Origin of the sequence: Algoriphagus marinus (assembly GCF_001936475.1) — a bacterium.
Lineage (GTDB): Bacteria > Bacteroidota > Bacteroidia > Cytophagales > Cyclobacteriaceae > Algoriphagus > Algoriphagus marinus.
Map to the genome: position 1 here is coordinate 192,071 of NZ_MSPQ01000007.1, position 23,886 is coordinate 215,956.

16 protein-coding genes are annotated in these 23,886 nt (G+C 40.2%); 10 read left to right on the forward strand and 6 right to left on the reverse strand.

The features are described 5' to 3' along the window. The first annotated feature begins 30 nt into the window (after window positions 1-30). From BVC88_RS12925 to BVC88_RS12940, 4 genes are all read left to right on the forward strand, one after another. Complete coding sequence (locus BVC88_RS12925; RefSeq protein ID WP_075351113.1) at window positions 31-3,837, forward strand: efflux RND transporter permease subunit; 3,807 nt, start codon at window positions 31-33, stop codon at window positions 3,835-3,837. Then, a complete protein-coding gene (locus BVC88_RS12930; protein WP_075351224.1) occupies window positions 3,837-5,252 on the forward strand; it encodes a TolC family protein in 1,416 nt (471 codons plus the stop codon). The genes BVC88_RS12925 and BVC88_RS12930 overlap by 1 nt, the downstream gene beginning before the upstream one ends. A gap of 4 nt (window positions 5,253-5,256) precedes the next feature. After that, window positions 5,257-7,038, forward strand: a complete 1,782-nt coding sequence (locus BVC88_RS12935) for an efflux RND transporter periplasmic adaptor subunit (RefSeq protein WP_075351114.1) — start codon at window positions 5,257-5,259, stop codon at window positions 7,036-7,038. 143 nt (window positions 7,039-7,181) lie between these two features. Then, a complete protein-coding gene (locus BVC88_RS12940; protein WP_075351115.1) occupies window positions 7,182-7,634 on the forward strand; it encodes a DUF305 domain-containing protein in 453 nt (150 codons plus the stop codon). Window positions 7,635-7,740: 106 nt separating this feature from the next. Here BVC88_RS12940 and BVC88_RS12945 read toward each other — a convergent pair whose 3' ends face one another. Continuing rightward, window positions 7,741-8,469 (reverse strand): FkbM family methyltransferase, encoded by a 729-nt coding sequence (locus tag BVC88_RS12945; RefSeq protein ID WP_075351116.1) that lies wholly within the window; start codon window positions 8,467-8,469, stop codon window positions 7,741-7,743. A 323-nt stretch (window positions 8,470-8,792) separates the two neighbouring features. Between BVC88_RS12945 and BVC88_RS12950 the strand changes: the two genes are divergently transcribed. Together BVC88_RS12950 and BVC88_RS12955 are read left to right on the forward strand one after the other, a co-directional pair. Then, complete coding sequence (locus BVC88_RS12950) at window positions 8,793-9,488, forward strand: PepSY domain-containing protein (protein WP_075351117.1); 696 nt, start codon at window positions 8,793-8,795, stop codon at window positions 9,486-9,488. Window positions 9,489-9,637: 149 nt separating this feature from the next. After that, on the forward strand, window positions 9,638-10,195 hold the full coding sequence (locus tag BVC88_RS12955) for a DUF3347 domain-containing protein (protein WP_075351118.1): 558 nt from the start codon (window positions 9,638-9,640) through the stop codon (window positions 10,193-10,195). 125 nt (window positions 10,196-10,320) lie between these two features. On the opposite strand, the gene BVC88_RS12960 is transcribed toward BVC88_RS12955, so the two are convergent. Beyond that, window positions 10,321-10,728: a hypothetical protein gene (locus tag BVC88_RS12960; protein WP_139316569.1), complete on the reverse strand. Its 408-nt coding sequence runs from the start codon at window positions 10,726-10,728 to the stop codon at window positions 10,321-10,323. Window positions 10,729-11,183: 455 nt separating this feature from the next. Here BVC88_RS12960 and BVC88_RS12965 point away from each other — a divergent pair, with 455 nt between their 5' ends. Beyond that, complete coding sequence (locus BVC88_RS12965; RefSeq protein ID WP_075351120.1) at window positions 11,184-12,356, forward strand: hydroxymethylglutaryl-CoA reductase; 1,173 nt, start codon at window positions 11,184-11,186, stop codon at window positions 12,354-12,356. 1,116 nt (window positions 12,357-13,472) lie between these two features. Then, a complete protein-coding gene (gene tnpA / locus BVC88_RS12975) occupies window positions 13,473-13,919 on the forward strand; it encodes an IS200/IS605 family transposase (RefSeq protein ID WP_075351122.1) in 447 nt (148 codons plus the stop codon). Window positions 13,920-14,162: 243 nt separating this feature from the next. On the opposite strand, the gene BVC88_RS12980 is transcribed toward tnpA, so the two are convergent. The 4 genes from BVC88_RS12980 to BVC88_RS12995 form a co-directional block, all read right to left on the reverse strand. Then, on the reverse strand, window positions 14,163-15,335 hold the full coding sequence (locus BVC88_RS12980; RefSeq protein ID WP_075351123.1) for an alpha/beta hydrolase-fold protein: 1,173 nt from the start codon (window positions 15,333-15,335) through the stop codon (window positions 14,163-14,165). Window positions 15,336-15,698: 363 nt separating this feature from the next. Further along, window positions 15,699-16,685, reverse strand: a complete 987-nt coding sequence (locus tag BVC88_RS12985) for an alpha/beta hydrolase (RefSeq protein ID WP_075351124.1) — start codon at window positions 16,683-16,685, stop codon at window positions 15,699-15,701. 166 nt (window positions 16,686-16,851) lie between these two features. Continuing rightward, window positions 16,852-17,355, reverse strand: coding sequence for a nuclear transport factor 2 family protein (locus BVC88_RS12990; RefSeq protein ID WP_075351125.1), 504 nt, complete (start codon window positions 17,353-17,355; stop codon window positions 16,852-16,854). A 197-nt stretch (window positions 17,356-17,552) separates the two neighbouring features. Beyond that, window positions 17,553-18,071 carry a lipocalin-like domain-containing protein gene (locus BVC88_RS12995; protein ID WP_075351126.1) on the reverse strand — a complete coding sequence of 173 codons (519 nt, stop codon included), beginning with the start codon at window positions 18,069-18,071 and terminating at the stop codon, window positions 17,553-17,555. A gap of 370 nt (window positions 18,072-18,441) precedes the next feature. On the opposite strand from BVC88_RS12995, the gene BVC88_RS13000 reads away from it, so the two are divergent. Then, complete coding sequence (locus BVC88_RS13000; RefSeq protein WP_075351127.1) at window positions 18,442-21,732, forward strand: type ISP restriction/modification enzyme; 3,291 nt, start codon at window positions 18,442-18,444, stop codon at window positions 21,730-21,732. Next, window positions 21,729-22,988 (forward strand): ApeA N-terminal domain 1-containing protein, encoded by a 1,260-nt coding sequence (locus BVC88_RS21570; RefSeq protein WP_075351128.1) that lies wholly within the window; start codon window positions 21,729-21,731, stop codon window positions 22,986-22,988. Before BVC88_RS13000 ends, BVC88_RS21570 begins: the two co-directional genes overlap by 4 nt. The last annotated feature ends 898 nt before the right edge of the window (window positions 22,989-23,886 follow it).

The window sequence follows — 23,886 nt, forward strand, 5'->3', positions numbered from 1 at the left end:
TTCTTTCTATTTCGTTTACCGGATCTGATTATGCTAAATAAAATCATCAAGTTTTTTCTTGAAAACAAATTAGTCACTGTACTCTTGCTCCTGCTGATCATCGCTTGGGGAGTAGTGACTGCGCCATTCAATTGGGATACTGGTTTTCTCCCAAGAGACCCTGTGCCAGTGGATGCCATTCCAGATATTGGAGAAAATCAACAAATCGTCTTTACCGAATGGATGGGAAGATCTCCGCAGGATGTGGAAGATCAAATCACTTATCCACTCACTACTTCATTGCTAGGTCTTCCAGGTGTAAAAAGTGTCAGAAGCAGTTCTGCCTTCGGCTTTTCGAGTATCTACATCATTTTCGATGAGGATACGGAATTCTACTGGAGCCGATCTCGGGTACTGGAAAAACTCAATTCTCTCCCTGCAGGATTACTACCGGAAGATGTGCAACCCAAACTTGGACCAGACGCCACGGCACTTGGTCAGGTATTTTGGTACACACTGGAAGGTCGGGATGCTGATGGAAATCCTGCCGGCGGATGGGATTTACATGAATTACGCACTATTCAAGATTATTATGTCCGCTATTCCTTGACCGCTGTCGAAGGAGTTTCCGAAGTTGCATCCGTCGGTGGTTATGTCAAAGAATACCAAGTTGACGTAGATCCTGCTGCTTTGAAAGCAAATGGGGTGACGCTGATGGATGTGATGCAGGCAGTAAGAAAAAGCAATCTGGATGTCAGCGCAAATACCATTGAAGTCAACCGAGTGGACTACTTCGTGCGAGGGCTTGGCTATGTAGAAGAACTCTCGGATCTGGACATGGCCGTGGTCAAAGTCACCGACAATGTCCCCATTCGAATCAAGGATGTCGCCAAAGTAAACATCGGTCCTCAACTCCGTAACATGGGCGGAATATTGGATAAATCCGGTGCGGAAGCTGTAGGTGGAGTAGTTATCGCCAGATATGGAGACAATCCGCTGGCGGTGATTCAAGGAGTTAAAGAAGAAATCGAGAAACTTTCGGAAGGCTTACCTTCCAAAACTTTAGCTGATGGCCGAGTATCCAAAGTAACCATTGTGCCTTTCTACGATCGATCTGGATTGATTTTCGAAACACTTGGTACCCTTTACGAGGCTATTTCCTTACAGATCCTGATTACCATTATCGTGATCGTGGTAATGGTTTCCAACCTTCGAGCCTCCTTCCTGATTTCCGCATTATTGCCTTTGGCAGTGTTGATGTGTTTCATTTTTATGAAATACTTCGGTGTTGATGCCAATATCGTTGCTCTTTCAGGTATTGCCATCGCAATTGGAACTATGGTTGATTTGGGGATAATTCTCAATGAGAACGTGCTCCGCCATTTGGGAGATGCTCCAGCAGGTCAACCAAAATTGAAAACGATTTACTTGGCTACGACTGAAGTTGCCTCGGCGATTCTTACTGCAGTGAGTACGACTATTGTCAGCTTTCTACCTGTGTTTACCCTTCAAGCCGCGGAAGGAAAGCTCTTTGGCCCATTGGCATACACAAAATCTTTCGCCTTGATTTCGGCATTGATCTTTACACTATTGATCATGCCTGCATTTTCGCATTGGGTTTTTTCAATGAAAAGTGCCAGTAAGTCTAGAAGCCTTTACCTGAATATCGCTTTGGTAGTACTTGGTCCAATCATCGCTTTTACGGTTTGGGCTTGGGCTGGCTGGGTTTTGTTTGCCTTTGGAGTTGCTAATTTGCTGATCAGCTATTATCCTGAGCGAGTTGGTATTTATCAGGATTATATCCGAGTGGGAATTACAGTAATAGCCATTTCATGGTTACTGACAATCAAATGGCTTCCGCTAGGTGTTTCCAATAGCCTTTTTTCCAACTTCTTATTTATTGGATTAATCATCGGAATGGTCTTGGGAATCTTCTCGATTTTTCTTCGCTATTATTCCCATATCCTCCTTTGGTGCTTGAACAACAAAGGGAAATTCTTGATCCTTCCAATTGTTATTTTGCTTCTTGGGGTAAATGTTTGGTTAGGATTTGACCGGGTTTTCGGGGTATTTTCAAATTCTGCTGATCGCATTGGCTGGAATCTTCGTGCTACCAGCTTTTGGTCAAGCATGAGCCACAGCTTCCCTGGTCTTGGTAAAGAGTTTATGCCTTCACTAAATGAAGGATCATTTCTCTTGATGCCGACGACAATGCCGCATTCCGGGATGGCCGAAAATAAAGAAGTCCTTCAACGACTCGATATGTTGGTCACAGCAATTCCGGAGGTTGATTTGGTCGTAGGAAAAGCCGGCCGTGCAGAAACTGCAATCGATCCAGCGCCAATTTCCATGTTTGAGAATACGATCAATTACAAATCTGAATATGCAACAGATGCTGATGGAAATCGACGTCGATACAAGGTCAATTCAGATGGTTTCTATGAATTGAAATCAGGTGAATTCTATGATCCAAGCTTGAATACTCCAAGTAAAGTCAAGTCTTCAGACTTGATTCCGGATGACAATGGGGAATATTTCCGACAGTGGCGAACTGAAATCAAGTCTCCTGACGATATCTGGGAAGAAATTATCGGAGTGATTAATATCCCTGGAGTTACTTCCTCGCCAAAGCTTCAACCGATCGAGACTCGTCTGGTGATGCTCCAAACAGGGATGCGGGCCCCGATGGGAATCAAAGTATATGGTCCTGATCTTCAGACGATCGAGGAGTTTGGAATGAAGCTGGAGGGATACCTTAAGGAAGTCCCATCCGTGAAGAAAGAAGCTGTCTTTGCGGATCGAATTGTAGGCAAACCCTACCTCGAGCTCGATATAGATCGAGAGCAAATCTCACGATACGGAATGAATGTCGTGGATGTACAGGACTTTATTGAAACGGCAATCGGAGGCATGAAACTCAGCACCACCGTCGAAGGTCGGGAGCGGTTCCCAATTCGAGTTCGCTATGCCCGTGAATTCCGGGATGATCCAGCGGCAATTGAAAGCATTCAAGTCCCAACTCCTATGGGGAATTACATTCCTTTAGGACAATTGGCAAATATCACTTATCGCCCTGGCCCGGATATGATTCGAGGCGAAAATAGCTTTCTCGTGGGTTATGTGCTTTTGGACAAAATGCCCGGTTTTGCAGAGGTAACGGTAGTCGAGGATGCGCAGCGCTACCTGAAAAGTAAAATTGATTCCGGGGAATTGGTTGTTCCAGCTGGAGTCCGATATGTTTTCTCGGGGTCTTATGAAAATCAACTCCGCGCAGAGCAGCGCTTGGCTATTGTTGTGCCACTCTGTTTGATTGCGATTTTCTTGATTCTCTACTTTCAGTTCAAATCCATTTCCACCACAGTTTTTGTGTTCTCAGGAATTGCAATGGCTTTTTCCGGAGGATTCTTGATGCTATGGTTTTATGGACAGGATTGGTTTTTGAATTTCTCTTTCTTCGGAACAGAGATGCGAGATCTCTTCCAAATGAAAACCTACAACCTCAGCGTAGCCGTTTGGGTGGGATTTATCGCTTTGTTCGGAATAGCCACAGATGACGGCGTGGTAGTCGCTTCCTATTTGAAGCAAAGTTTTGATTCCAATAGTCCCGAAACAGTGAAAGAAATCAGAGAAGCAGTTTTAGAAGCTGGCAAAAAGCGAGTTCTTCCCTGTCTGATGACTACTGCCACTACCCTGTTGGCGTTGATTCCGGTACTCTCCTCTTCCGGTCGAGGTTCGGATATTATGATTCCCATGGCGATTCCTTCTTTTGGGGGAATGACCATCGAATTGATCACTCTTTTCCTTGTCCCGGTGCTCTATAGCTGGTGGGCCGAGCGAAAATTAAAAAACAAGAACTAATGAATAAGCTAATTCTATCATTACTGCTACTGGCTGGATTTGGGTCAGTTTCGCTTGCGCAAAGTTTGGATGACTACCTGGTCAAGGCTGCAGAAAACAACCCTGGGCTAAAAGCTGCATACCAAGATTACTTGGCCGCTACTGAAAGAGGTGGTCAAGTCAGTCTTCCAGATCCGGAGCTACAGGTTGGATTCTTCTTTCGTTCCATGGAGCGATTTATGGGAAATCAGCAGGCGGATATTAGATTGATGCAGATGTTCCCTTGGTTTGGAATGCTCAAAGCACAAGAATCTGAAGCTGATCAAATGGCATTAGCTCGATACCAACTTTTCTTGGATGCCAAAAACAACCTGTTCTATCAATTTAGAACGACATGGTATGCGCTGGCAGAATTACAGCAGGAAATTCGAATCACCGAAGAAAACCTGGAAATCCTCCGCAAATACGAGCGAATGGCCTTGATTCGTTTTGAAAGCGCTTCTTCTTCGGCCTCCGGTCCGAATGCGACTCCAATGGCATCATCCTCAAACTCCAGCGTTTCCGCAGGTGCAGGAGGAATGAATTCTATGGGAAATCAATCTCAAAGCATGTCCAATTCAAGCAAAAGCTCGGGAATGTCAAGCCCTTCTGTGATGAGTGCCACTGGACCGGGAATGACGGATGTGCTTCGAATTCGACTTCAGATCAACACACTGGAAAATGATTTGCAATTGCTTGAGGCAAACAAAGTCCTGCTAGAAGTGGAGTTGAATAAATTGATGAATGGAGACCGGGATGCGGAAATCGCTAACCCTGAGCCCTTGTTGCCTTTCGAACTGAGTATCGACAAGCAACTTATCCTAGATAGTATCAGCGCCAACAATCCCATGCTTGCGATGTATGATGCAGAGCTTTTAGCACTGGAATCTCAAAAGGAAATGGCCAAACTTGACGGTAGACCAATGCTCGGTGCAGGGGTAAATTACATGCCTTTCAAACCACGAATCGAAGATGGTATGTCCATGGGAGGAAACGATATGATCATGCCCATGGTGACGATGAGTCTACCGATCTACCGAAAGAAAACCCATGCTCGAATCAAGGAAGCAGAGCTCCTTCAGGAGTCCCTTCGATTCAAAAAAGAAAACACCATGAATCAATTGGAGATTGGTTGGTCAAAAGCGATTCGGGATTTTGAAGATGCCAACCGCAAAGTCGAGCTTTTTGATGCTCAATTAGAACTGGCAAAGCAAAACTTAAGCTTGCTACTCACTGCTTATGCCACCAATGGACAATATTTTGAAGAAGTACTTCGTGCCCAGCAATTGGTGTTGGATTATGAATTTTCGAAAATCGCTGCCATCACCAAACAATATAATTCCATAGCTATGCTGGATATGCTTTCAGCTACTTCGCTTAACTCTTATTCTAATTAATCCCATGGAAACTCAAACTAGAAAGTCAATACTATTTGGCGGATTGATCCTGTTAATCGGGATCAGTATAGGCTGGCTGATCAGTCCATCCGAACCAAACGTTGCGGAGGATGGACATGATCACGGAGTAGAAGCGCTTGCAGATCAACTCTGGACTTGCTCCATGCATCCTCAGATCAAATTGAATGAACCCGGAGATTGCCCGATTTGTGGGATGGATTTGATCCCGCTGGTTTCAGGAAATAGATCTGGATCTTCAAATCCAATGGTGCATGAAATGACTGCGGAAGCCATTGCTATGGCGAATATCCAAACAAGCATCGTAGGAGGAATGAGTAGTGATGGCGAATTGCTTCTGACTGGAAAAATCGAAGCTGATGAGCGCCAAAATGCATCGGTGACAGCCAAGTTTCCAGGAAGAATTGAAAAGCTCTTCGTCAGCTTTACAGGAGAGAAAGTCAAAGCTGGGCAAAAACTGGCCACCGTCTATTCCCCTGAATTGATGACCGCACAAAAAGAACTAGCTGAAGCAGCAAAGACTAAATCGGTTTTTCCAGAATTGTATCAGGCTGCCCTTGAAAAATTGCGGCTTTGGAAATTGACCGAAGCTCAGATTTCCAGCATTGAAAATTCGGGAAACACGATCACCGCATTTGACATTTTAGCCAGTCATAGCGGAATAGTTACCCAGCGCAATATTGCTGTGGGTGATTATGTCAATACCGGAACCGTTCTTTTCAATGTGGTCGACCTAGATAAAATCTGGGTCATGCTCGATGCCTACGAATCTGATTTACCGTTGGTCGCTGTTGGAAATCCGATTTCATTTACTGCAGCTGGCATTCCCGGCCAAACTTTTACCGCAAAAGTCACTTACATCGATCCGATTATTAATCCTACAACACGTGCAGCTTCGCTCCGCGCAGAGCTGGCAAATCCGAATGGAAAGCTTTTGCCGGAAATGTTTGTTTCTGCAAAAGTGAAGACCAATTCAAAGGGGCAAAACACTGCTATTGCCATTCCACGAACTGCTTTGCTTTGGTCTGGTAAGCGTTCCATAGTTTATGTGAAAGTTCCCAATGCCGAATACCCTTCTTATGAGATGCGGGAAATTACTATTGGCTCCAAAATTGGGGAAATGTACAGCGTAGAGGCGGGTTTAGAGGCCGGTGAAGAGATTGTTACCAATGGTGTATTTGCTATTGATGCGGCTTCACAATTAGCTGGTGGATATAGCATGATGAACCGTCCGGAGAACAAAACTGTAGAAGTTTCTACTATTTTCCAGTCTCAACTCACGCAGTTAACCGAAGAATATTTCAAAGTGAAAAACAGCTTGGTCAGTGATGATGCTTTAGCCACTCAAAAAGCGGCAGCAACATTACAAAGCAATCTTTCCAAAGTGGATATGAGCTTGGTCGAAGGCCCAGGACATGACAAATGGATGGCTATCCGAAGCGAAATTCAAAAAGCAGCAGGATTGATCACAAAGGAATCTGAAATCGCAAATCAACGCCGGCATTTCTCACCACTTTCCCAAGCATTTCTGAATTTGACAGAGACCTTTGGACTGACAAAAGACAAGGTGTACAAAGAATATTGCCCGATGGCTTTTGATAATAAAGGAGCTTATTGGCTGAGTGAATCTGAAGAAATTCGTAATCCTTACTTTGGTAAATCAATGCTGGCTTGCGGAGAAGTAACTAAGACTTATCTGAAAGGTCAAACTGTGTTGGATTTTGCTGACACTAAACCTGCGATTAATTCCGGCGAACATCAACACTAAAATGGTATCGATTGTCATGTATCGATTATCCCGTTTTGCCGGAAGTTTGATTGTAAGATTAAAGATCCTGCCTCCAAACTCCGACAATAGCCTTACGGCTTCTTTCTTCGGATTTACAAAAAGGACTAAAATTAATCCAAATCATGAAAAACAAATCTTATCAAAAATTCGCATTGATGATGGCTGTTTCTTTTGTCATCATGTATGGAGTAATGTTTTTAAATGCCGACGTATTTGATCATGTCATGCTCAGTACTACCCGAACTTATATGACCATCCTGATGATCGCTCCGATGGCAGTAACAATGATGCTCTTTATGTGGGGAATGTATGAAAACAAAAAAGTGAATTACATCATCATTGCTACTGCTTTTGTGGTCTTCATAAGCACATTAACGATGCTTCGAAACCAGACATTAATAGCTGATATCCAATGGATGAAAGCAATGATTCCGCATCACTCTTCGGCTATCATGGTCAGTCAAAAGGCCCATCTGAAAGACCCTGAGGCGCAAAAGCTCGCACAAGAAATCATCGAGGCCCAAAAAAGGGAAATCGCTCAGATGAAAGCGATGATTGACAGACTGTCAGATTAATGGAAATCGTATTGAAGTAGGGAAATATCGCTTGTTTTCCCTACCTGTTAAAAATAAGTAGACCGTAATCCTAAATCCGGATGGGGACTTGCATTTGGCTGATTCATTAGGATATTCGAACAAAGTAGGCATTAAAAGTAGCGTAATACTTCAGTGAATATCCAAAAGATTGAAGGTATAGGATTACCTCATCTGACTTTAAGAATTCAGGATCCAACGAAAAAGAATGCATCTCAATGACTATGACTTTTGGTTGATATTTCTCTAAATCAATTGACTTCAAAACCTTGAAATCATAGCCTTCGACGTCAATAGAAAGCAGATGAATAGCTTGTCCTTTTGGTAGATTGCTGTCCAAAATTTCATTCAGCGTTCTGGTTTTCAGGTTTAGTTTATCGCCAAATTCCCAACGGTTAGAATTGTTAATCATGACCTCTTTACTGGCTGTACTAACCCGATTTTCCTTTGAAATATAAAAAGTCACTTCCTCCACTTCATCAGAGACGAGACTACAGATAGAAATATCTCTTGTCCTGATTTTTTTATGCTTATCGATCAATGATTTATTGCCATCAATGCAAATCCCTGAACCTCCATTTAAATAAAAAAGAAAGGTATTTGAGTCATGAATAGGGTCATTACAGCCCACATCTATGTAAAAAAGATCGTCATCATGGATGTCACGGAGAAGCATATATAAGATCATATCCTCACCGGTTTGTGAGAAAACAAACTTAGTCTTCAAGTTGAAAAGTTTTCTAAATCCTATGAGAATTAAAAACTTGAGGTAAACCCATGTTCCAGCGGACTTTAGAAGCTTATGTATTTTTATCATTGAAGTGGTTTTCTATTACTTGATCATTTAAAAATTCACCTATCTGCAAATTTTGGAGTCGTTAAAATTAGCAATCTTTTAAAATGAATCTCAAAATAGGCATTTCTAGTCCAAGGACTCCACAAACTTTAACTTCACCTTCTATTTTCTTACTTTAAAGGATTGTCCTGATTTATTAATCCTTCCTGATTTCTGAATTTAGTTTTCTGATTTAAAAGCCATTTGGTCAGTTATCCTTTGACAGGAAACTTTTGAAAATAGCATTTTAACTTTAGGCATTCTCCCCTTACTTTGTGCCCTATCTTGTACTTCAGGATCAATTCATGAGAAAAAACAATCAATACTTCGCGCGTAAAATTCATCGATTCCTGGGAGTATTCATCGGAATTCAATTCCTTCTCTGGACCATCTCAGGTTTGTATTTCAGTTGGACTAATATCGATGAGATTCACGGCGATCAGTTTCATGAGACGCATATGATGCATCAATCGGTCAGCGATCTGGTGAATCCTGCAACTTTGGATTCTACTTTGGAAATCTCGACCATGGAACTCCGATTTGTGATCCATCAGCCTTATTACTGGGTGAATGAAAAACAACTTTTCAATGCCAAAACAGGAGCGCTTCATGGAGAAATCTCAGAAACTGAAGCCAAAGAAATTGCTCAAATCTACATCAAAGGTGACTTTGGGATTCGAAAAGCGGAATACCTGACTGAAACCGGTTCTCATCATGAATACCGAGGACGTCCCCTCCCCGCTTGGGCGATTCATTTTGAGCATCCCGAGAACCTGACTGCTTATATTGACGCCAAAAGCGGAAACTTCGAACGTGTCCGTCATCGAAGCTGGCGCTGGTTTGACTTCCTCTGGATGTTTCATACCATGGACTATGCCGGCAGAGACAATTTCAACAATCTGCTGCTTCGTGTGTTTTCATTGGCGGGACTGGCTGCGGTTGGTTCTGGTTTTACCTTGTTTTTTATGACGAGGAAAAAGAGAAAGGTGTTAGTAAAATGAGAGATTAAGAGAATGGAGAATGGGGATCGGGGATTGGGGAATAGGGAATAGAGATTAAGAGAATAAGAGCCCCGATAGGTATCGGGGGTGAATAAGAGCTCCTCAATTGTGGGGAGATTGTAAACGAATAGAAAATAAACACTTATAAAATGACAAGTTTAAAAAACACCCTTTTACTGGCATGCGCTGTAAGTTTGACTTTTGCCTGCTCGGAGAAAACTTCAAACCAAGAAGAAAACACTCAAGAATTACATGAGGCTGAATCCAGCGAATCCACGGAGTCTATACCTGCTACGTCAGTTTCATTTAGCAATGAAGAGACTACTGAAATCATCAATTCCTACTTGGGCTTGAAGGATCAACTCGTAGCTACTGACGGTGAAAAAGCCAGTGTCGAAGCAAAGAAAATGCTTTCAGTTTTAGAGAAATCCTCGATCCAAACTAAGGAGACTTTGAAGGTAGCCGCAGAACAAATCGCTAATTCTACTGATCCAGAAGTACAGCGTGTAGCCTTCGACCTCCTTTCACAGCAGGTTTTGATTTTGGCAAAAAGCGAAATGCTAACAGAAGGGAAATTGTATAAGCAATACTGTCCTATGGCAAAGAATAATACCGGTGCCTTCTGGTTGAGTGCTTCCGATCAAATCCGAAACCCCTATTTCGGTGACAAAATGCTGACTTGCGGTTCTGTTGAGGAAGAGATTTGATCCTCAAGCTGATTTTAAATTACCAATTCATATAAAAGCGTAGCCCTGAATCAATTCGGGGCAACGCTTTTTATTTAGGCATGTGTTTTAAAATGTATTCTCACCAAATTGAGCTTAAATCACCCTCAATCAACAATACTTTCAATTTTCTCTAAAATAAAATTTGTTTCTGAGGAGTTCTGTTCAGTTTGAATTATTACTCCTTCTAAGGCTACACCACGGTAACTCCCATCCCCTAAATTCTTGCGATTGCTTTTATTCTCTACAATTATTTTAGCACATAGACCTTTACCCTGAATGTACATTTCATAAAACTCTTTGTCACTGATCGCCTGGGATTGATCAAACCAATACTCTAGATTATCCAATCCAATTGCATTCATCTGCCTCGCCAATTCTTCTTTATAATCTCTGGTGTCGGGAGCGAATTGGTCAAATATAGGATTCGTATTTTCGCATTGAGGCCTATCACAGGAACTTGTAAAACCAAAAATCAGAAACAGTAAAAAGAAGCCAAGAGTCTTAGTATGCATTTTTTCCTTGTTTTTGTATATCACTTATTTTCAATCCTTTTTTAAGTTAACAGAAAATTCAAACTGGGCAAAATGACCCAAAACATCCCATGACCCCGAAGGTGGTCGAACTTTCTTCTTTAGATGCTGAACCCATTCCAAATGGGGTTGAGAGTTTGGGGTTTCAAATCTTAACTAGTCCCTATCAAAGATTTGACTAAGCCGAGCAGGGGACTTTTTCAATTTATTTGAATCATTCAGCTAAATACCAAGCCCTAGAATACCTATTTGAAGTTCATATTCTTTTGATTTGAATGATAAAACAAAAGGTTTGGTTAGATAGTCTTTGATTTAGCTTTTGAAAACAAATCCAAATTTGTTGAAAAAGACAATCTTTAAACTAAAGTCTCTTAAATCATACCATTGTAATTTTCTGTAATTCAGAAGTAATGGTTTAGTAATGTTAATATTGTAAGATGAATTTTACGGACAAACCAAACAAGTACCTGGATAAGCTGAGTAAGGAAAATAAGCACCCTAAGTACATTAGCGGTCAGCAACCTATTGACCATTCACAGTCATTCAAAGGTAATATCGAAAACTTCATTGGCTTTGCGCAAGTGCCTATTGGTCTAGCTGGGCCCTTACTTTTGAATGGCACAGCAGGAATTAGTAAGCATTGGGTGCCGATGGCTACGACAGAAGGAGCTCTTGTGGCATCCTATGATAGAGGCATAAAGGCTGGCTCATTATGCGGAGGTTTTACATCCAGAACTCTTTCCAACAAGGTACAGCGAAGTCCCTATTTTGAATTTGATAGCTTGATAGATGCCTTACACTTTGCAACCTGGATAAAATCTAAAGAGTCCTTACTAAGTACTGGAGTTAGTCAAGCTAGTAATTACGCCAAGCTTTTAAACATGGAAGTCTTGCACGAGGGAAATGGGGTGCATTTAACCCTTTCCTTTGAAACTGGCGCAGCGGCAGGTCAAAACATGGTAACTATCGTTACTGATCAGGTTTTGAGACAAGTGCTAGATCAAGCACCTCTGAAACCAACTCTATTTTATATAGAGGCAAATATGTCCGGAGATAAAAAGGCAAATTTCAGATCTCTAAGTAATGTGAGAGGTAGAAAAGTGATTTCTGAAGTGGTGATTTCGAAAGAAGTTATTCAAAAGGTACTCAAGTCAACAGCTGAGAATATTTCAAAATTCTGGATGACAGGAACCTTGGCTGCCATCCAATCTGGTGCAGTCGGTAATCCTGCACACATCACAAATGCCCTTACTTCCATTTTCATCGCATGTGGTCAGGATGTGGCTTGTATTGCAGAGGCAGCTGTTGGGATTGAAAGAATGGAGGCCAAAAGTAATGGTGATTTGTATGCGTCGATGACCTTACCAGGATTGATTGTAGGTACAGTTGGAGGTGGCACGGGATTGCCTACACAAAAGGAATCTTTGGAATTAATGGATTGTAGTACACCAGAGGATGTAGGGAAGTTTGCGGAAATTTGTTGCGCAGTGACCTTGGCAGGAGAATTGTCTATAGGCGCTGCTATTGCAGAAGGCCATTTTGCAGCTGCGCATAAAGCTCATGGCAGAAAAAGAATAATGAAAAAAGACAGTTCATTGAACCTTGTTTAGGGTTAAGAATCATTTTAATCCAGGTTTTTCGATCAAAGAATAACTAGCGGGAGAAATTAAACTCGACTATCCTTCGGGATTTGTAATTCCATTTTCAAAAAGTTCAACACCCTTTGGGTGTTGATATTTCTGCTACCATTTACCTGTTCCCTAGGTTTCACCTAGGGTTATTGAAAGATTCGATCCCTTCGGGATCTCCATCAAAAAATTATCCGACTTTTTGATAAGAAAGCCTTACCACCAAGTGGCTAAACCACTCACTAACCATGGGTGGAAACCATTATGGGATATTTGAACAAGTCTTCTCCATTCTTGATTTTCCCATCCCCCGGTTTTACCGGGGGTTATTGAAAGGTTAGATCCCTACTGGATCTCGGTCCAAAAATTATCCGACTTTTTAATAAGAAAGCCTGACCACCAAGTGGCAAAACCACTCACTAACCATGGGTAAAACCTGTATGCGATATTTAGACGAGTCTTCTCTATTCTTGATTTTCCCATTTCCCAGTGTTACCGCGGTTAATTGAAAAGTTAGATCCCTACTGGATCTCGGTCCAAAAATTATCCGACTTTTTGGTAAGAAAGTAAGACCAACAAGTGGTCAAAGCGATCAATAAACATGGGTAGCAACCTGTGTGGGATATTTGGACAAATCTTCTCCATTCTTGATTTTCCCATTTCCCAGTGTTACCGGGAGCTATTGAAAGGTTCGATCCCTTCGGGATCTCCATCAAAAAATTATCCGACTTTTTGATAAGAAAGCCTTACCACCAAGTGGCAAAACCACTCACTAAATATGGGTGAAAACCTGTATGCGATATTAAGACGAGTCTTATCCATTCTTGATTTTCCCATCCCTCGGTTTTAACGGAGGTTATTGAAAGGTTCCGTCCCTTCGGGATCTCGGACCAAAAATCATATGATTTGTTAATAAGAAAGCAAGACCACCAAGTGGTCAAACCACTCAATAACCATGGGTGACAACCCATGGACAAAATGACCCAAAACATCCCACGACCCCGAAGGTGGTCGAACTTTTTCTGTAGGACCCATTGTCAATCACAACTAATTACTCTAAATTTCTACAACCCATTTTTCTACTTCAACCTAATTTTTATGAGCACCTATACACAATTGATTTACCACATCGTTTTTTCTACCAAACATCGGGAACCCACTCTTATTAAAGACCACAGACGCCGATTATTTGCCTACATCCATCAACTCCTCACTAATAAAAATTGTCACCTTTATAGGATCAACGGAGTGGAAGATCATCTCCATATTTTAACTCACATCCATCCTTCAGTTGTAATTTCTGATCTGGTAAAAGACATCAAATTAGCCACAAATGATTTGATCAAAAAGGAAGGGATTTTCCCGAATTTTAGTGGGTGGCAAGATGGTTACGGTGCATTTTCTGAATCCATCAAGGCTAAAGAAGCACTAATGAATTACATCAAAAACCAAGAGGAGCATCATACTAAGGTTTCATTTTTGGATGAATACAAAGCCTTATTAAAGGAATATGAAGTTGATTTTGATTCAAAGTATCGTTTATAAGTTCAACACCCTTTGGGTGTTGGTATTTCTGCTACCATTTACCTGTTCCCCCGGTTTCACCGGGAGCTATATGAAAGGTTAGATCTCTTCGGGATCTTCTATGCATGGCTTTCAGCCACGCACAGGAGTTAGATTCTTTGCAAAGCATAGCCCTTTATACTAGTCTGATTCTTCGATTTCCTATTTCCTGGGACTTGTACTCTTTTTATAAAATTCTCTCCCCTTTTAAGTTGTCCCTTGTATTTATTGGTTATTTCCTAAGCTTTCTATCTTCAATCTTGCATGTTCATTATTAGGATAGAGCTCAAGTGATTTTTTATAATTCTCGATCGCTTTTTTTGTATCTCCCAGAGATTCATAAGCCTCTCCCAAGCTATCATAAGCATTAAAGGAATTTGGAAAGTTTTTTGTATTCAGGATGAAAAAAGCTAATGCCTTGGACTTGTCAATCTCATTTCGACTTTGAAGCAATCCATACCCTAATCGATTTACTAGCTGCTCCGGAGGCCGAAAATCCCATGAAAGCCGCTGAGAAAGTGACTGATAATGCTGAATTAGCTCCTCAATGCTTTCCACATTCCGATTGGAAAAATCATAGCCTTCAAAAATGGTTGAAATTCCATTGTAAAAAGCTAATGGTGGAACAGAGCCATGACTTTCATTTTCAAAGTATTCCAATTTTGCAGGAAATTCTCCTTCACATTTACTGTTCAATGCCTCGTACAACCTTACATGACGATCACGATTTCGGATATTTCTTTTACCCCAATTTGCAGTGGCTATGTAAATGTATCTTTCAAATGACCGACTCGTCACAGCATCTAATTTTTGGTCCATGGTTTCTTCGTCCCAGGTGCCAAAGCTTGGGTCAACGGCAATGAATGCATTGAATAGAGTCTCTTCTTTCATATAGGCATGGGTAGCCAATAAACCACCTAATGAATGTCCAAAAAGAATTCGATAAGGTTCTGTTCTATATTTTTGATCTATTTCGGGAATAAGTTCATCATTCAAAAAGCTTAGAAAGCTTTCTCCACCACCTGAATTATTCTCCCTTACCGTTACAATTTTATCAGGTGTGAAGTCTCGTCTTCTATCTACATTTTGAATACCTACTACTATCATCTCTGGAATTTTCCAACTTCGGTATGAATCAGAACTCATGTAGTTGACCATCCCAGAAATTGCCTTGAAGTGGATATTCCCATCAAGTAAGACAAGCACAGGGTATTTCTTATAGGATGATCCTTCTTTGCTGTAAGAGTCAGGTAGGCTAATCCAATATTCTCGATCTTCATTCAAAATATTGGAGTGGAGGATATGTTTAGTGCCGATTACAATTTGTTCGACATCCTGTGATTTTACTTGATTTGCTCCAATTAGGAAGAACAGTACGATAATGATTTTTTTACTCATTCTGCTGGTTTCTATGTGATTGGCAACATTTTGCTTCGCATAGCAATTGCGCTAGTTGTGGGATAAAGCCTACTTAGGACAAAAGTCGCGGTGTTTTTAGATTACTTGAACCAACAGCTTTTTATCTAAAAATCCAAGTTGTGCAAAGGACTTTTGATTTGATCGAAGGCCATGGTTCTGATGGCTGGAAGTACACGGCGCTAAAAAATCATGAGATATGGGGAATTGTTTTAGTCTTGGGCGGGGCTAATAGATTACTTATGGAGGTGTTGTTTCGAGCCATTAAATCCCGACAATTGACGCGGATTAACCCATGCAAACTAACTACTCCCAGAGGGGGTTTGATCACGCCAAGCAGGTTTTTTATCTCCCTATTTTGTCCTCTAGTCTTTTTAAGAAAAGATTCCTGTCGGTAGCCGTGATTTCCTTGTCCAACTTCAATTTTTCTATTGAAATCTTATAAGTTTCTATGGCTTCATCTGTTCGATTAAGGTGACTTAAGGCATCAGCTTTTAATTCATAATGACGCCAAAAATCCGGGAATGATTCTATTCTACTATTTTGTTCTTCAACTACGCTCCCCCACTCCCATTCGTCAAAGCAAAAGTTTAATCCTAATCCAAATCCAACGGTGGGAGAAGAATTGTGATTGAAACCGATTAAATCATTGTAGCGGAAATTAAAATCTCTTTCATCTCTTTCAATCATGCTTTTAAATTTAAAAACACCATCTCTTAAAGAAATATCATCCCATCTTTTATCACCAATGGCTAAATAAAAATTTCCTGTAAGGTTTCCCTGCTGCTCTAATTCTTGTTCAGCGATTGTATAAATATCATTTTGATTTGGCCAATAGGAAGGACTTATCGCAACACAATTATTGAAAAGTTTATTGTTTTTTAGAAAACAATAGGTTGCGAAATATGCTCCAAAAGAGTGTCCTACAATTGTGATTTCTTCCTTTAAAATATATTTTTCTGAAATTACAGGAAGCACCTCAGTGGAGATAAAATCATAAAGTTTATTTTTCTCCTGTAACTCTTGGTCTCTGTTTTCGTGAATCACTCCCACTAAAATGCTTTGTGGTATATCATCGTACAAATACAAGTTATTTGTCGCCTGTAGAATCGTAGCTGTAATTTCCTCATCATCACCATCCACATAAAGAATACAGTTTTTGGCTTGCTTTAGTCTGTCATAATCTTTAGGAATACTTACAGTGATTTTCCTTATAGTTCCAAATATTTCTGAGTCAATGCTTAAGGTGTCTAGATCCGAGTAAAATGAATGTGACTGACAAAAACAATTTGATGTAATGAAAATAAAGAAAATGATTAGTAGTGGTTTCATTCTTAATTACTCGTTTATGATGATGATGTGTTCCTCTTAACTTGCTTCCAACTTTTAGTACCTGAAAAAAGTGTTGTGGTGACGTTTTAATATTTTTTTCGCTTAACTGTTCAGCAGGATGTAATCCAGTCCAACAGCCTACGCCTAGCGAGGGGATTTTAGTATTTTATCGCTCTCTTTCATCCATTGTCACTTTATCCCTCAGTAGCCAAGTACCATTTTCCTTGGTCATAATATAAGTTGTATTTATCCTTCTTGTTGGCGTTACCACTCCGTTGATTAGCTGTCCTTCTCGTTCATGATGCTGATGAACTACAGCGACATCAGGTCTTAGAAACTTAATTTCAGGTTCATCATATTTACTTGCTGTGGATACTGCAAATCCCGGATTGTTGTGCAGCACTTTGATAAACTTTATAATAGTGTCTTTTCCATAGAAAACACGTCCAAAGGCTTGAAGCCATCGACCGTCCTCAGCCCATATTTTTTCACGCTCTTCAAAATTCTTACTCCCGGCTTGAATTTGAATTATGTTTTTAATGGCCAAGGTATCAGCCTGGCTTACTCGAAGTTCATTTTGCGCGTCTGAGGTCGAGTCCGAACTGGACTTTTCCTTTTGACTGCAACTGTAAACAAGGATAAGCAATGCGAAAGCAATTATGTATTTCATTTAGCTGTCATTTTAAGTAGTAGGATCATTTAATAAAATCTGATTATCCGCAATGATGCCAGAGTCCTCTTTTTCTTTGCTTATCAGGCTGGAAGACCGATGACCGAAGTACAGGTAATGCTAGTGTTTACCATAAATTAAGTCGCTTTTTACCTTTTACTGCTGCAATCGCGGATATACATAGAATCAAAAATACATTATTCACTATCATACAGCCTTATCCACTTATATCGACCCTTTGGATATCTGTCCGTAACAGGGCTAAGAATCAAGGTGTCACCTGAAAAGACATACTTTCTCTTTGCAACAGTTCCCCACATATTTTGAAAGTTTGATGACTCGATATGATGCGCAATAATGTGAAGCGAGTCGATTACGTTGTAATTTCCAAAGTAGACAAAATTATCAGCTAGATGTCTTAAGTCAGTAAGGGTTAAACTGTCAAGCCCTCCTTTTCCTTCAAATTTGTAGTTCTCGTAGTCTTCAGTCACGTGATGTACGCCCATTCCACCCTTCCCATCATAAATGATAAACCCTTTTCGGTTTTTGTAATCGTCTTGCCTAGGCTCCCAATTGGCTGCTGAATCAGATTGTACTTCTACAAGATGAAGAGTCCATCTTCCTGTAAACTTTTCAAAATCGGATGTTTCATTTTCTGGATTACATGAAACAAGCAGGAATGCGATTAGGATAAAGTACAAATATTTCAATCTCATCTTTATTTCAAATTGTTGGCAACATTTTGCTTCGCAAAGCAATTGCGCTAGTTGTGGGATCGAGCCTACTTAGGACAAAAGTCGCGTTGTTTTTAGATTACTTGAACCAACAGCTTTTTATCTAAAAATCCAAGTTGTCCAAAGGACTTTTGATTTGATCGAAGCCTATGGTCCTGATGGCCGGAAGTACAAGGCGATAAAAAATCATGGGCTATGGGGAATCGTTTTGGTCTTGGGCCGGGCCAGGAGAAACTTCCCGAAGGCGAAAGTCAAAATTTTCAATTCTTACCTAACAATTTTTCTGATCGGTTCTTTCTGGAACTAATTCTTCTTATATCTTTAGGAAGTTCTTTTTTACTAACTCTTTTTCATGACTGTTTCCGAATACATCGCATCAATTAATAACCGATATCGCCTTGGGCACGCCACAGAACATACGTTCAGAGGCGATCTTCAACAACTAATCGAATCACTAATTCCAAACATCTCAGCAACCAACGAACCTAAGCGCCAAGCTTGTGGTGCGCCTGATTACATTCTGACGAATAAAAAGGAAATTCCAGTCGGCTACATCGAAGCCAAAGATATAGGTGATAATGACTTGACTGGAAGTAAAAAGAACGGAAACAAAGAACAATTCGACCGATACAAAGGCTCGCTGGATAACTTGATCTTTACCGATTACCTCGATTTTTACTATTACATAAATGGAGAATTGGCAACTTCTATTCGGATTGGGGTGGTCGATAACGGTAAAATCCTTCCGCTACCCCATAACTTCCCAGCCTTCGAGCTCCTCATCAAGGAGTTTACAACTCATATCAGCCAAAGTATCAAAAGCCCCAAAAAGCTTGCAGAAATGATGGCTGGAAAAGCCAGAATGCTTGCCAATGTGATCGAAAATTCTCTGAATTCCGATGAGATCAATCAGGAGAATTCTACCCTGAGAGAGCAGATGAATGCCTTCAAGGAAATCCTGATTCATGATATTACGCCAAAGGAATTTTCGGATGTCTATGCGCAGACCATATCCTACGGGATGTTTGCAGCAAGACTTTACGACGAAACCTTGGATTCATTTTCCAGACAGGAAGCTGCCGAACTGATCCCCAAGTCTAATCCTTTCCTACGAAAGCTTTTCCAATACATCGCCGGCTATGACTTGGACGATCGGATCAAATGGATCGTGGATGCGCTCGCGGATATCTTCCGGGCGGCTGATGTAAATGCCATCCTGAGCAACTTCGGTAAGGCTACCCAAACCGAAGATCCGATCATCCACTTTTACGAGACCTTCCTAAGTACCTATGATCCTAAGCTGCGCAAAGCCCGTGGGGTTTGGTACACGCCGCATCCTGTGGTGAATTTTATCATCCGCGCTGTAGATGATATTCTGATCGATGAGTTTGACTTGCCAATGGGGCTGGCAGACACTTCCAAAACCACCATCAAAGTGCCCATTGCTACGCATGACAAGCGATTCTCCGGAGGAATTCGGGAAGTGGATCAGGAGGTACATCGGGTGCAATTCCTTGATCCAGCTACCGGAACTGGCACCTTCGTCGCTGAGGCGATCAATCATATCTATTCCAAATTCAAAGGACAACAGGGGCTCTGGAATTCCTATGTGGAAAATCACCTGCTACCCCGCATTAACGGCTTCGAGCTCCTGATGGCATCCTATGCCATGGCACATCTGAAGCTGGACTTGCTGCTTAAGCAAACAGGCTACACGGGCACTAAAGGCCAACGCTTCCGCATCTACCTAACCAATTCACTGGAGGAATACCACAAGGATACAGGAACTCTCTTCGCCAACTGGCTGAGTGCCGAAGCCAACGAAGCCAATCAGATCAAGCGTGATGCACCAGTTATGATTGTGGCAGGAAATCCACCTTATAGTGTAAGTAGTACCAATAAAGGGGAGTGGATTCAGAATTTGATAGCGGATTATAAAAAGAATCTGAATGAGCGAAAGATTAACTTAGACGATGATTACATCAAGTTTATTCGATACGGACAGCACTTTATAGATAAAAATGGATCTGGGATTTTAGCTTATATATCAAATAATAGTTTTTTGGATGGAATAACTCATCGCCAGATGAGAAAGTCATTATTAGATACTTTTGATAAAATATATATATTAGATCTGCATGGGAATTCAAAAAAGCAAGAGGTGTCGCCGGATGGATCTAAAGATGAAAATGTTTTTGATATTATGCAGGGTGTATCAATAAATATATTTATTAAAAATTCTACAAATAAAAAAATAATAAAAACGTTCGACATTTTTGGCAGAAGAGATATAAAGTACCAGTTCCTATTGAAAAATTCTATATCTAGTATTAAATGGAAAGATATAAGTATTGATAAGCCCTATTATTTTTTCTTAAATAAGAATTTTTATGGTAAAGAAATTTATGAAAAAGGATTTTCTGTTGTAGAAGTTTTTAATATTTTCCAAAATGGTATAAAATCGGATAGAGATAAGTTGTTTTTTTCTGTTGATAAAACCGAATTGGAGGAAAGAATTAAATTGTTGTTTTCTGAAAATTTAGATAGAAATTTCAAAGAAACATATGCTGTAAAAGATTCATCGAGCTATAATTTAACTCACAGAATTAGTTCAATGAATTTTAATGATAAGAATGTGTCAAAATGTTTGTACAGACCATTTGATTCTAGGTATATGTATTATGAGTTAGGTTTAACTAGTCGCCCTGCATGGAAAGTGATGGCTCATACATTGAATAAAGATAATTTTGCATTTATTTGCCTTAGGCAGAGCCGAAATTCTGAAACAGGGACATATTTTATTGGTAGAAATCTAGTTAATAAGGATGCTATTTCCCTTTTAGATATTGCTACGATATTTCCCCTCTATCTCTACCCGGACTCCGATTCCCAACTTTCCTTAGATTCCAGCGCCAACCGAACTCCCAATCTTGATCCAAAGATCGTAGCAGAAATCGCCAAGGGTTTAGGTTTGTCTTTTTTGCCGGAGAAGGAAGAAGGCGGGGAAGTTTGCTTTGCTGAAAGCGGGGAAGTTATGCCGGAATATCGACAGAGTTTTGCACCTGTTGATTTGCTGGATTACATATATGCCATCTTGCACTCGCCAAGTTATCGGGAGACTTACAAGGAGTTTTTGAAGATAGATTTCCCTCGGGTGCCCTATCCTACCGATGTGGAAGAGTTCTGGAGACTAGTCGCGCTAGGCGGAGAACTCCGATCCCTGCACCTGATGGAAAGCCCAAGTCTAAACGAATACATTACCGAGTACCCCATCGGCGGTGAAAACGAAGTCGAGAAGCCACATTTCGTCATTGCGAGCGACGAGTCCGCGTCATCGCGAGGGAGGAACGACCGAAGCGATCTGTCTAAAGAGACTGCTTCGACCGCTGAAGCGGATCTCGCAGTGACGGGAAGAGTCTACATCAACTCCGAGCAATACTTCGACAGCGTACCCGAACTCGCCTGGAATTTCTATATCGGCGGCTACCAACCCGCCCAAAAATGGCTCAAAGACCGCAAAGGCCGAACCCTGGATTTTCAGGATATTCTGCATTATCAGAAGATCATCAAGGCATTAGTGGAGACGGATCGGGTGATGAGGGAGATAGATGGGGAGGGGTTTATGGAAGGAGGTGTGCGGTGAATGATTTGAAAGAGTTTAAAGGATTTTGGTGTTTACCTGAAAAACCTGAAACAATGATTCCAGGTATTGCCAAATTCGATCCTGAGTCTGGAGTTACCCTAGAATTAATAGGTTCTTTTCATGAAGAATTAAATTTGTTTTTTAATCATAATTTATCAAGTGCTGATTTAATCTATGGAGTGGATTCCAATCATAAAAAAATAAGTCTTGTTTATTGCGATGTTGCAAAGCATGAAAAGGTTTATAAAGCAAAATTTTCACTTATTAAATATAGAGTACGATACTTACTTGAAGGCATTCATCTTAAAGATGTTCATGCAAAAATTTTTTCAAGAGGAAATTTTAATACAGATAAACTGAATAAATGGTTTTTAAGAAACAACATTAGAAATTCATATACTTTCAATTCAGAAAATGAAATAACGGGTTTTTCCATCTCATTTGACAGTTTAAAAAACCGATTTATTTATGATTTGAAGATTGATGATTTTTGGCTGCTTGAAATTGTTAGTAAAAGTTGGCAGCAGGAAAAAGATTTTAATGGGATTAATATCAATGAAATTTATATAATAAAAATTTCATCTGTTGAGCCATCTGCTTTTTTAGATATTGTAAAAAAAAGTGAAAGATTATTATTATTTTTTGAGTTGGCTTTTACATCAAAAGTTAAGTTTATAAGCTTTTATTTATTTGATCATGAACCTGACGCAGATAATCTAGGTAATAAGTCAATTGCTCTTTATTATAAGCAAAGATTAGGACTTCGTGATAAATCGCCTTATGATAGGCCTGTTTTCAATTTTAATCATATTGAAAATAGCTTAAATAGCATTTTATGTAACTGGATGGCAATTGATTCAAAGTTGGAACCAATTTTAAATTATTTAGTTAAGAGCTTTCAAAATGACAATTATTTTGACACAAGTAATTTTATGATAATTGTCAATGCCCTAGAAGGATTCCATAGGCGTTTTAGAAATGATGGACACGTGGACTTGAAAGTTCGTTTAGATTTTTTATTCGACGAGTTTCAAAATGTGATTGATATAGGGAAAATAAAATTGGATTCCTTCCGAATAGCACGAAATAGGCATTATTATTCTCATTTTTATGAGAAGGATTTTCAGTATTTATATGATCTACAGGGGCTTGTTGATGTTACTTTTGAATTGCGTAAATTATTGTATTGCTGTATTTTAAAACAAATTGGGTTTAATGATGCCTTACTTAAAAATGTTTCAGTAGAAACCTTATAAGTAGCTACCTCACCTAGGAATAGAATGCTTGCCCCGTCTAAGTGTACAATAAGCGTTTGTCTAAGCGTAGTTTATAACTACGCTTTTTTATTTATTAGGGATTTGAAATCTCAATAAAAGACCAAGGGGTACTTCCGAAGTACCCTCCCCCACTTCAAACAAGCGTCATCCCTACTTTTATACGGGATGTCCTATCTTTTATATAGGACATCTCTTCTTTTACACGGGCGATCGCATGTTTTTATAAGGAGGTCGCGTGTTTTACTAGGGGTATTGAAGCATTAGACCATAAAAAGGCCGAGGATTGCTCCTCGGCCAGTCGTGTTAAGTTTAATCAAACAAAATAAGCTGAAAAAGGGTAATTTATTCAACTTACAGACGGGTTATTCCCGCTTGCATCTTTGCTCAAAGCGCTCTTTGAGATCTTCCTAGATTGATTTTTAAAAATCTGGTTGAAATATTAAAAACCTTAGGTAATTAAATGAAATTAGTTTGAAATCACAATAGCCTTTAGGTGATTTGTTTAAAAAATTATTGGACTGGGGGTTAGGGAAATGAGATTAGGGATTGGGGATTAGGGATTAGAGATTAAGAGAATGAGAGAATGAGAGAAAAAGAGAAAAGGGCCCCGATAGCTCGGGGGGATTAGAGCTCCGATAGATTGGAGGAGATTAATAAGCTATGTTTTCTATGTGACTATGTGGTTTAAAATCTTTATGGCTTTGCTGTTAAAAAAATATTTCCAGCCTCCCGCACCTACCCCTTTTTCCAGATTGCTACCCTGCGCGGGAGGGAAAATGTGGGGATTCCTTTACCATGGGCTGCGCCCATGGCTACCGAGCTTTAGCACCTACGGCGCTGTTGCTAGGTCGCAATTTGAGTAATCTTTCGATTTTAA

Bases quoted from the DNA above. Each gene is read 5' to 3' on its own strand.
- BVC88_RS12960 (WP_139316569.1), bottom strand. From the start codon at position 10,728: ATGCATACTAAGACTCTTGGCTTCTTTTTACTGTTTCTGATTTTTGGT.
- BVC88_RS13000 (WP_075351127.1), top strand. From the start codon at position 18,442: ATGACTGTTTCCGAATACATCGCATCAATTAATAACCGATATCGCCTT.
- BVC88_RS12945 (WP_075351116.1), bottom strand. From the start codon at position 8,469: ATGATAAAAATACATAAGCTTCTAAAGTCCGCTGGAACATGGGTTTAC.
- BVC88_RS12940 (WP_075351115.1), top strand. From the start codon at position 7,182: ATGAAAAACAAATCTTATCAAAAATTCGCATTGATGATGGCTGTTTCT.
- BVC88_RS12950 (WP_075351117.1), top strand. From the start codon at position 8,793: ATGAGAAAAAACAATCAATACTTCGCGCGTAAAATTCATCGATTCCTG.
- BVC88_RS12955 (WP_075351118.1), top strand. From the start codon at position 9,638: ATGACAAGTTTAAAAAACACCCTTTTACTGGCATGCGCTGTAAGTTTG.
- tnpA (WP_075351122.1), top strand. From the start codon at position 13,473: ATGAGCACCTATACACAATTGATTTACCACATCGTTTTTTCTACCAAA.
- BVC88_RS12985 (WP_075351124.1), bottom strand. From the start codon at position 16,685: ATGAAACCACTACTAATCATTTTCTTTATTTTCATTACATCAAATTGT.
- BVC88_RS12990 (WP_075351125.1), bottom strand. From the start codon at position 17,355: ATGAAATACATAATTGCTTTCGCATTGCTTATCCTTGTTTACAGTTGC.
- BVC88_RS12965 (WP_075351120.1), top strand. From the start codon at position 11,184: ATGAATTTTACGGACAAACCAAACAAGTACCTGGATAAGCTGAGTAAG.
- BVC88_RS12925 (WP_075351113.1), top strand. From the start codon at position 31: ATGCTAAATAAAATCATCAAGTTTTTTCTTGAAAACAAATTAGTCACT.
- BVC88_RS12935 (WP_075351114.1), top strand. From the start codon at position 5,257: ATGGAAACTCAAACTAGAAAGTCAATACTATTTGGCGGATTGATCCTG.
- BVC88_RS12980 (WP_075351123.1), bottom strand. From the start codon at position 15,335: ATGAGTAAAAAAATCATTATCGTACTGTTCTTCCTAATTGGAGCAAAT.
- BVC88_RS12995 (WP_075351126.1), bottom strand. From the start codon at position 18,071: ATGAGATTGAAATATTTGTACTTTATCCTAATCGCATTCCTGCTTGTT.
- BVC88_RS12930 (WP_075351224.1), top strand. From the start codon at position 3,837: ATGAATAAGCTAATTCTATCATTACTGCTACTGGCTGGATTTGGGTCA.